Source organism: Kitasatospora sp. NPDC054768, from assembly GCF_053612025.1.
In genome coordinates, this window is sequence record NZ_JBSHBN010000242.1 from 1 (window position 1) to 9,765 (window position 9,765).

Annotated in this window: 9 protein-coding genes; 6 read left to right on the forward strand and 3 right to left on the reverse strand. The window is 75.5% G+C overall.

The features are described 5' to 3' along the window. Positions 1-57: 57 nt before the first annotated feature. The 4 genes from ACWGKU_RS38760 (at position 58) to ACWGKU_RS38775 (ending at position 5,925) form a co-directional block, all read left to right on the forward strand. Positions 58-714 carry a YigZ family protein gene (locus tag ACWGKU_RS38760; RefSeq protein ID WP_359909213.1) on the forward strand — a complete coding sequence of 219 codons (657 nt, stop codon included), beginning with the start codon at positions 58-60 and terminating at the stop codon, positions 712-714. Positions 715-1,012: 298 nt separating this feature from the next. Then, positions 1,013-3,007 (forward strand): hypothetical protein, encoded by a 1,995-nt coding sequence (locus tag ACWGKU_RS38765; protein WP_452179579.1) that lies wholly within the window; start codon positions 1,013-1,015, stop codon positions 3,005-3,007. 114 nt (positions 3,008-3,121) lie between these two features. After that, on the forward strand, positions 3,122-4,888 hold the full coding sequence (locus ACWGKU_RS38770) for a restriction endonuclease (protein WP_452179578.1): 1,767 nt from the start codon (positions 3,122-3,124) through the stop codon (positions 4,886-4,888). Between the two features lie 272 nt (positions 4,889-5,160). Next, entirely contained in the window at positions 5,161-5,925 is a 765-nt protein-coding gene (locus ACWGKU_RS38775; RefSeq protein WP_380545014.1) for a ZIP family metal transporter, read from the forward strand. Between the two features lie 126 nt (positions 5,926-6,051). Here the strand turns inward: ACWGKU_RS38775 and ACWGKU_RS38780 are convergent, their stop codons facing one another. Beyond that, positions 6,052-6,957: a LysR family transcriptional regulator gene (locus ACWGKU_RS38780; protein ID WP_380545011.1), complete on the reverse strand. Its 906-nt coding sequence runs from the start codon at positions 6,955-6,957 to the stop codon at positions 6,052-6,054. Positions 6,958-7,126: 169 nt separating this feature from the next. Between ACWGKU_RS38780 and ACWGKU_RS38785 the strand changes: the two genes are divergently transcribed. Beyond that, positions 7,127-8,068, forward strand: coding sequence for an EamA family transporter (locus ACWGKU_RS38785; protein ID WP_452179581.1), 942 nt, complete (start codon positions 7,127-7,129; stop codon positions 8,066-8,068). Here ACWGKU_RS38785 and ACWGKU_RS38790 read toward each other — a convergent pair. Continuing rightward, positions 7,983-8,504 carry a MarR family winged helix-turn-helix transcriptional regulator gene (locus ACWGKU_RS38790; protein WP_359909198.1) on the reverse strand — a complete coding sequence of 174 codons (522 nt, stop codon included), beginning with the start codon at positions 8,502-8,504 and terminating at the stop codon, positions 7,983-7,985. The genes ACWGKU_RS38785 and ACWGKU_RS38790 overlap by 86 nt on opposite strands. 168 nt (positions 8,505-8,672) lie before the next feature. On the opposite strand from ACWGKU_RS38790, the gene ACWGKU_RS38795 reads away from it, so the two are divergent. Beyond that, entirely contained in the window at positions 8,673-9,008 is a 336-nt protein-coding gene (locus ACWGKU_RS38795; RefSeq protein WP_359909195.1) for a DUF2218 domain-containing protein, read from the forward strand. Here ACWGKU_RS38795 and ACWGKU_RS38800 read toward each other — a convergent pair. Further along, positions 8,978-9,765: phosphatase PAP2 family protein (locus tag ACWGKU_RS38800; protein ID WP_452191774.1), on the reverse strand; the 788-nt coding region annotated here is incomplete at its 5' end. The two genes, ACWGKU_RS38795 and ACWGKU_RS38800, sit on opposite strands and share 31 nt — an antisense overlap.

The following is a 9,765-nucleotide window of genomic DNA, read 5'->3' on the forward strand; positions in this document are numbered from 1 at the left end:
CCGGTGTCCCGGGGCGGCACCGCCAGCCTTCGCCGTCCTCGGGAGGACCTCCCCGCCATGTCCGCCACGCCGGAGCCCACCGCCAGGCCGTACCTCACCATCCGGCGGGCCGGCAGCCACGAGACCGAGATCAAGAAGTCCCGGTTCATCTGTCACCTTGCCCGGGTCGCCGACGAGGAGGAGGCGCAGGCGTTCATCGCCGGCATCCGCAAGCAGTACTGGGACGCCCGGCACAACTGCACCGCCTTCGTGGTCGGCGACGAGCAGCGCCGCGAGCGTTCCAGCGACGACGGCGAACCCGGCGGCACGGCCGGGGTGCCGATGCTGGAGGTGCTGCGCCGGCGCGGGCTGACCGACACCGTCGCCGTGGTCACCCGGTACTTCGGCGGGATCAAGCTCGGTGCGGGCGGCCTGGTGCGGGCGTACGGCAACGCGGTCTCGGCGGCGGTGGACGGGATCGGCCTGCTGGAGCGGCGGCCGGTCGCGCTGCTCGCGGTGACGGTGGACCACGTCCGGGCCGGGCGGGTGGAGAACGACCTGCGGGCGGCCGGGTACACGGTGAGCGATCTGGCCTACGAGGCCACCGGGGTGCGGATCGAGGTGGGCGTGCCGGAGCCGGACGTGGCGGAGTTCCACACCTGGCTGGCGGAGGCGACCGGCGGTACCGCGGTGGCGGTCCCGGCCGGCCGCACCTATGTCGAGGTGCCGGTCTGAGAGGTGCCGCTCCGAGCGGCACCGGTCCGCCACGGGGCGGGTGGTACCTCGTGGGTCCCGGGGGACGGACGATCCGCGGGACGGCTCGTCGGACGGCCCGTGATCGGCCGTTCCGGTAGCCCAGGCCTTGCGCCACGCGGAAGGACGCTTGAGCAGATTCACCCGAACGTAGTGTCGTTGCCCGGAGTTGGAACTTCCGCTCCGGGCCGTGGCGTTTCCTGGGCAAGGTTCCGGCAGAACCGGACGAAACCGTCGATGGAGGACACAGGACCCGACCCCGCACCGCGGAGGTATGCGCATGACCTCAGACCGTTCGACCTCGAATCCCCTGTCCGCGACGAACCTGATCTCCAGCCGCCCGACCTCGAACCACCCGATCGCGAACCGCCCCGCCCCGAACCGCGTCCGCGCGCACGCCGCCGCCGACCTGCCCGGCCCCCGCGGTCCCGCGACGCCCTACCGGATGACGGTCACCACGCTCCTCGGGCACGCCGAGGCCGTCGCCCTGGCCGACGAACAGCTGTCCTCCTGGCTGAAGCAGGAGGGCTACGAGGAGCCCCCACCGGCCCACCGCGCCCCCGTCGGGCAGAGCGCCGAACCGGCTCCCACCGCCGAGCGCCTCCGCCTGGGCGAGCGCGTCCTGCTCGACCGCGACCTGGGCCCGCTGCGCGAGGGTCCGGGCGCCGGCCGCTACGACCGCCGCCGGCTGCGCACCCCGGCCCCGCACGGCACCCAGCAGCTCACCCTCACCGTGGCCACCGCGGCGGACGGCCCCACCTGGGTCCGGCTGGAGGCGGAGACACACAGCACCGGCAGCGGTGTGCGCACCCCGTGCCGGGTGCCGGTGCCCGAACTCGCCCGCTCGCTCCTCCCGCTGCTCGACGCCACCGACGGCCCGTCCGCCGTCCGCTCCACCCCCCGGGTGATCATGGCCGACGAGGTCGACGCCCTGATCGACGAGCTGTGCGACCCCGAGCGCAGGCTGCCCACGGTGGTGGCCAGCGTCCCGGTGAACCTCCCGATCGACCGCTGGGTGGAGGACGTGGTGGCCCCGCTCTGCCAGCAGCTGCCCGGCCTCGCCACCACCTACGTGCTGGACCCCGGCGCCCGCACCGGGTTCAACGTCGCGCTGGAGTACCACACCGTCTACGGCGGAGCGGTGCGCACCTACCTGCCCGAGGTCGACCCGGCCTCCCGGCAGGACAGCGCCCGACATCCGGTGCTCGCCCGGGGCCGAATAGAAGAGGACCTGCGCCGCGCCGCCGGGCTGCTCGCCCGCGAGCCGCGCCGCCTGGCCGCGGAGCAGCCGCTGCCACCGCCGCTCGCGGCCGTCCCGGTGCTGCGCGTCCCGCCGCCGCAGCTCCGCGAGCCCGCCGAGCGGTCCGCCCAGCAGTCCGCCCAGCAGTCCGCCGAGCAGACCACGGAGCAGACCGTCGAGCGGGCATCCGAGCAGGCCGGGCGGACGGCTGGGCACGTCGTCGGACAGGCCTGCGAACGGACCGCCGAACGGGCCGCCCCGGACCAGGTCATCGAACTGGCCGCGCTCGTCCGCGAGGAGCAGCAGGACTGCGCGGAGCAGCAGGCCCGGGCCGACGAGCTGGAGCGGGTCCGGCACACCCTGCGCCTGGAACGCCGCGAACACCGGGACCGGGGTCAGGGCCGGGAGGGCCGCGACGGCCGGGACATCCGGGAGGGCCGCCTCCGCTCCGGAACCCGCGCCCTGACCGGACGCCACTGCGCCGCACCGGGCAGTGGTCCGGTCGTCGGGCCGTTCTCCGTCGCCCAGCTCCACGACCGCCGGGGCACGCCCGAGACCTTCTCCGAACTCATGGCCAGACTGGGCGAGTTCCCGCTGGTGACCTTCACCGGGGACCAGAAGAACGCGCTCGCCCTGGACGAGCTGCAGTGCGCCGGCGCGGGCTGGGCCCGGCTCGCCTGGGACGGGCTGACCGCCCTCCAGGAGTACGCCGAGGCGGCCGTCCGCGGCGCGGCCGGCGGGGACTTCAAACAGTGGTGCGAGCGCACCCCCGAGGGCTGCCACCGCTTCCCGCCCCGCAAGGCGGTCCGCGGGGAGTCCCGGACGGTGTTCAGCCACACCAAGTGGAAGCGCGAGCGGATGCTGCCGGTGCCGGAATGCGTCGACTCCTCCCGGCGCGCGTTCATGGGCGCGCACCTGCGGATCGGCGGCGGCCGCACCGCGCCCCGGCTGCACTACCTGGACGACTGCTCCGGCAGCGGCCGGATCTACGTCGGCTACATCGGTCTGCACCTCACCAACACCCGGACCAACTGAGCGGCTTGGCTGACCGCTGCGTCCGTTCGGGGGACAATGTCCGGCAGCGGCGGGTCCACAGGTTCGCCGATCGCCCCGGGCAGGCGCCGGACGAGCATGGGGGAACGACGACCGATGCAGTACCCAGCAGACGGCCAGTCCGACGGAACCGCCACCGTCCAGTTCCCCCGGCCGGGCTTCCTCGCCTCGGTCTTCCGCGACCTCGGAGCCGAGGAGGAGCAGGAGCAGGGCGACGCCGTCGCCGGCCGCCCCAGTGGGGGCACGGCCGGTGACGGTCCGTCCGGCGACGGCCCGGCAGGTGGCGATCCGGCAGGTCGCGGTCCAACCGGTGCCGGTCCGTCCGACCCGGATCCCGTCGGTCCCGGCCCTGGCCGAGCCGACCACGGAACCGGCCACTCCGGCCCCGCCGAGGCCGACCAGGACGAGGCCGTGGCGGCGCACGCCCGGGCCGCCGCCCTGACCCACCACCGCACCCGCGCCGTCCAGGCCGAGCACGACCGGCTGGCCGACCTGCTGCGACGGGCCGCGCTGCCCGTCTCGGCCATGGACTTCGAGAGTCAGCTGCGCCACTACCAGCCCCGCCCCTACCCGGCCGACGGTCCCGCCGCGGCCGAAGACTCCGAGCCCCGCTGGGAGGACTACGCTCCCGCCGAGCCGCCCGCGGCCGACCCGGACAGCGGCCCGTCCCGCCGGCTGCTCGACTCCGGCTACCAGCGCGAGCTGGCCCAGGCCCGGCTCACCCACCAGCGGGCCCTGCGCGAGTGGCGCACCCGCCGGGCCGAGGCCGGCAGCCCGGCCGCCGACGAGTCCCGGCGCGCCCACGAGGCGGCCGAGGAGGCCCGGGCCCGCGCCGTGCGCGAGTACAACGAGAGCCTGGAGGAATGCCGGCGGGCCTACCGGCTGGCCGAACCGGCCGCGGTGGAATCGCTGCTGGAACGGGCGCTGGCCGCCGCCGAGACCGCCACCCAGGACCTGCCCGCCCCCTGCAGGGCGGTCTTCCGCCCGCTCACCCGCACCGCCGTGCTGGACCTCGACCTGCCGCCGCTCGACCTGGTGCCCTCGCTCACCGGCTACCGGCTCGACCCGGACGGCGACATCCGTCCGGTGCCGCGCCCGCCCGCGGACCGGGCCACCGACTACCTGCGGCTGGTCGCCCGGCTCGCCCTGCGCGCCCTCCAGGCCGCCGACGCCGTCGACACCGACGAGATACTCGCGGGCGTCGTCCTCAACGGCTGGCTGCGCGACCCCGCCGCGGCCGAGCCGCTCTGCCTGGTCAGCGTGGACGCCGACCGCGACGCACTGGCCCGCACCCGGCTGCTGCCGCCGGGCACCCCGTACGAGGAACGCGACGACGAGGGCGTCTACGCCGACGCCGAGCAGGACGAGGCCCTGGTGCGGCTGCGCCAGCTCGGCGCCGCCGTCACCCCGGACCCGTACGACCGGGCCGGTGTCCAGCCGGCCGCCCGGGCCGGGGCCACCGTGCCGGCCGCCTCCGACCTGTCCGCCAACGAGTTCGCCCAGCTGGTGCGGGACCTGCTGACCAGGGGCGGGATCGCGCAGTGGAGCGTCCGGCTGCGCGGCCCGGCCGGGCTGGTCGCCACCGGCGAGGGCGCGCCCGGGACCGCGCTGCCCGGTCGCTGGGTGGTCTGGGCCTCCCGGGACACCGCGTCGGTCGGCGCCGAGCAGATCGAGACCCTGGCCGAGGCGGTCGGGGAGGAGTCCGCCGAGCGCGGGCTGCGGCTGACCACCGGCCGGTTCACCGAGGAGGTGCTGGACCTCACCGCCGAGGAGAGCCACCGCCACATCCACCTGATCGACGGCGACGGCGTCCGCGAACTCGCCCACACCCACCTCGGCCTGCCGCTCGCCACCGGCGGCTGACGGGCCCCTCGCCGTGGCGGGGGGCCTCACTCCGACAGCTCAACCGGCGGCCCATCCGGGGGGCGCCCGAGCGGGCCCGGGCCGAGGCTGGGGGCACGGCTCCCGGTCGGGCCCGGCACCCCGGGTGATCACCGTCGAACGGGCGTCCGGTACGGTCGGCGGTCGGCCCGGTCACGGGCGGATCCCAGGGGGAGAGGAATGGGCAGCACGCTCGGCGGACCACCCGGTGAAGGCCCCGGCCACCAGGCCGGACCCGAGACGGAGTCGGCCCGATGACCGCGGTACTGGTCGCCGCCGCGGCGTTCCTGATGACCCTGGTCGGCGGCTTCGTGGCCCAGCGCACCCGCGACCGCCGCCACCTGGTGCTCGGCTTCGCCGCCGGGCTGATGCTCGGCGTCGTCGCCTTCGACCTGCTGCCCGAGGCGATCCACCAGGCCCCGAACGAATTGCACGGCGTCCCGCAGGCGCTGCTGATGTTCGCGGCCGGCTTCCTCACCATCCACGTGATCGAGCGCGCGGTCGCCATCCACCGCGGCCACGAGGGTGAGTACGCCGCGCACTCCCACGGCCACCAGCACGGGCACACCCACTCCGTCGGGCACCAGGGCGTCGGGATGACCGCCGCACTGGCCCTGGTCGGGCACAGCGTCATGGACGGCTTCGCGATCGGCGCCGCCTTCCAGGCCGGCACCACGGTCGGCACGGTGGTGGCCATCGCGGTGGTCGCGCACGACTTCGCCGACGGCTTCAACACGTACACGATCACCCGGCTGTACGGGAACAACCGGAGGCGGGCGCTGACCCTGCTCGCCGCCGACGCGCTGGCCCCGGTGTCCGGCGCGGCGATCACCCTGGCGTTCACCATCCCGGCGCACCTGCTCGGCCTCTACCTGGGCTTCTTCTCCGGCTTCCTGCTCTACCTGGCGACCTCGGACATCCTCCCCGAGGCGCACAGCCCGCACCCCTCGCGCACCACCCTGCTCTGCACCGTGGCCGGGGTCGGCTTCATGTGGCTGGTGATCGGCTTCGCCGGCTGAGGCCCGGCTGAGGCCCGGCTGAGGCCCGGCTGAGGCCCGGCTGAGGCCCGGCTGAGGCCCGGCTGAGGCCCGTACGAGGCCCGTACGAGGCCCGGGCCCCCGCGATGCCCTCGAACACGGCGGCCCTCAGACCGGAAGCCGCCCCCAGCACTCCCGCATCGAGGCCAGCGCCTCGGTGATGGCCGGACGCCGGGAGGCCTGGGAGCGCCAGAGCGCGAACACCCGGCGGCCGGGCTCCGGCGCCACCCGGCGGACCGCCACCCCGGGCGGCAGCGGGCCCCGTCCGAGCCTGGGCACCAGACCCATGCCCAGACCGGCCGCGACCAGGGCGATCTGCGTCTCGAACTCCCCGACCTGGTAGCGCACGTCCGGCTCCTCGCCGGCCTCGCGCAGGGTGCGGACCAGCCAGTCGTGGCAGATGTTGCCCGGCGGCACGCTGATCCAGCGCTGCCCGCACAGCCGCTCCACCGGCACCGGGTCGAGCGCGGCCAGATCGTCGTCGGCGGGCAGCAGCAGGTCCACCGGGTCCGTGCCGAGGTCCATCCGGGAGACCCCCTCCTGCACCGGCAGCGGTACGGTCGGCCAGTCCTGCACCAGCGCCAGGTCCACCTCGCCCCGGGCCACCAGCTCGGCCGCCGGGTAGGGATCGCGCTCCAGCAGCCGGACGTCCAGCTCCGGGCAGCGCCGCCGCAGATCGGCCAGCGCCCCGGGCATCAGTCCGCGGGCACCGGACGGGAACGCGGCCACCAGCAGCCGCCCGACGGCCCGGCCGCGCTGCTCCTCCAGCCGCACCTCGGCCTGCTCCACCAGCCCCAGCACGGTCCGCGCGGTGACGGCCAGCTCGCGCGCCGCGTCGGTCAGCACCACGCCACGGCCCTGCCGTTCCAGCAGCACCGTGCGGGTCTCCCGCTCCAGCTTGGCGATCTGCTGCGAGACCGCCGAGGGCGTGAAGCCGAGCGCGGCCGCCGCCCCGCCGACCGAGCCGTGCACCGCCACCGCGTGCAGCGCCCGCAGGCGCCCCAGATCCATCATGCAGTGATCCTAAAGTGTCCGCTTCAGTATTCATCGCTGGTGCTACACGGTCCGGGGTCGCCATGCTCGACCCATGACCGCGACAACCGCCGCCGCCCCGAGCGGCCGCACCAGCACGGGCAGCACCGGCAGCACGAGTGGCACGGGTGGCAACGGCGGTCCGGGCGGCATGAGCCCGCGCCACATCGCCCTGGCCGTCCTGGTGGCCGCCGTCTGGGGCCTCAACTTCGTCCTGATCCACGTCGGCCTCGACAGCTTCCCGCCGCTGCTCTTCTGCGCCCTGCGGTTCGCCGTCGTCGCGGTGCCGGCGGTCTTCTTCGTCGGCCCGCCCAAGGTGGCCCGGCGCTGGGTGGTGGCGGTCGGCGTGGTCCTCGGGGTGGTCAAGTTCGGGCTGCTCTTCCTCGGCATGCACGCCGGGATGCCGGCCGGACTCTCCTCCCTGGTGCTCCAGGGGCAGGCCGGCTTCACCGCGCTGTTCGCCGCCGTACTGCTGCGCGAGCGCCCCGGCCGGCAGCGGCTGGCGGGCCTGGCGGTCGCCTTCGCCGGCATCGCGCTGAGCGCCCGGGACCAGGGCGCGGGCGGACCGCTCGGGGCCTTCGCCCTGGTCGTCCTGGCCGCCCTCGCCTGGGGACTGGCCAACGTGCTGACCCGCAAGGCCGCGCCGCCGGACGCCCTGCGCTGGATGGTCTGGGTCAGCGCCGTCCCGCCGCTGCCGCTGTTGGGCCTGTCCCTGCTGGTCGAGGGGCCCGAAGCGGACCTGCGCGCCCTGCGCGGGATCACCCCGGCCGGACTGGGCGCGATCGGCTACGTCGGGCTGGTCTCCACCCTGTTCGGCTTCGTCGCCTGGAGCTTCCTGCTGCGCAACTACGACGCGACCGCCGTCGCGCCCTACTCGCTGCTGGTCCCGGTGTTCGGGATGTCCTCGGCCTGGCTGCTGCTGGGCGAGCGGATCAGCCCGACCGCTGCCGCGGCCGCGCTGCTGGTGATCGCCGGGATCGGGATCACCGCGCTGCGCCCGGGGGCCGCTACCGGCGTGGTGGCCCGGCTTCGAGGAAGCGGGCCTCGGCCGAGCGCAGCACCCGCAGCAGCACCTCCTCGTCGGCGGGGCTGACCTCGCCGAAGTACTCCTGCGCCACCTCGTCCCGGACCTGCCCGATCCGCTCCACCGCCGCCCGCCCGGCCTCGGTCAGCAGGATCCGCACCGCCCGCCGGTCGGCCGGGTCGGGGCTGCGCTCGACCAGGCCGGCCTCCTCCAGCGCGTCGACCACGGTGGTCGCCGAGCGCGGGGCGATGTGCAGCTTGTCGGCGAGGTCGCTCAGCCGCATCGCGTGGTCCGGCGTCTCGCAGCCGGGGACGTGGGCGAGCGTGCGCAGCGCCCGGGCCTGGCCGGGGGTGATGCCGTACGGCTCCAGCCGCCAGCCGGTCTGACGGCGGATCCGCTTGATCGCCCTGGTCATCGCGTCGGCCAGTTCGGCGGCGGTGTCCGGGGTGCCGGACCGGGGGCCGGAGGAGGGGTCCGCCGGTTCGTCGGTCGGCGTGGTGGTCATCGGCGGTCTCCTCGGCTGGCGTCCGCCCAAGGGTAGCCGTCGGTCCGGGGCCCGCGGCCAGGCGGCGGAGGGTGATCGCGGAAATATGTTGAGCTTAGCTCAGTATCTGGGTTAGCGTTGCCCCGAGTGAGGGGACCCTAAGTTCCCCTTCCCGACCTTGGAGGACCCATGCCCCGCTCCGAAGCCCGCGTCGCCACCGACCGCCCGGGCCGTTACGCCAAGCAGCTCACCGCCCACATGGGGCGCAAGATCGAGGCCGTCTACTCGGAGGAGACCGGCCGCGGCACGATGGTCTTCGGCGCCGGCACCGCCACCCTGGAGGCACAGCCCGACGCGCTGCTGCTCACCGTCGAGGGCGAGCGCGAGAACCTGCCCGGCCTGGAGGACGTCGTCGGCCGCCACCTGGTCCGCTTCGGCGCCCGCGACGAACTCGTCATCGCATGGCACCGGGACAACGGCGAGCCCGGCCTCGTTCACCGCAACGAAGAGGCCCCCGAAGCCTGACGACCCCCGGAACCCGGCCGGGGCAGCCACCGGGCGAACGCCCACAGCACCAGGACGGCCAGGCACCAGCTCGCCACCACGTCCAGCAGCCAGTGGAAATCGCTCCACACCAGCCCCGCGCCCACCCCGAGCGACAACAGCACCGCAGCCGCCGTCAACCCCCGGACGGCGCGCGGCCCCGCCACCCGGGCCAGCAACAGCGCCGCCACCCCGTACGAGACCGCCGCCGTCGCGGTGTGCCCGGACGGGTACCAGCCCCACTGGCCCGCCGCCAGCGGCTCCCCGAGCGGACCCGGCCGGGCGAAGGCCGACTTCGCCGGGACCACCAGCAACGGGATCAGCACCGCCGTCAGCGCCGCCACCGGCAGCGGCAGCCACCAGCGTCCGGCCCCGGCCCGGCGCCCGAGCCACGCGGCCAGAGCACCGGCCAGCAGCAGCACCGGGACCGCCGGAACGCTGCTGCCCAGGTCCGACAGGAGGAGACCGAGCCGGTCGAGCAAGGCGTTCGGGAAGTCCCGATGGGCCGAACGGACCGCCCGGCGGACCCAGCGGTCCACGCCGAGCAGCGGCCCCTCCGCCGCGACCTGCCAGGACACCACCACCAGCAGCACCGCGGCGACCACCGGCACCGCCACCGACCGCGCCACCCGGCCCGGAACGGCGGACAGCCGCCCCGGAGCCGGGGGGAGAGCTCCGGGGCGGAGCTGATGATCGCCGTTGCGCGCGCCCCGGGGGGGGTGGGTCGGACGGTCGGTCG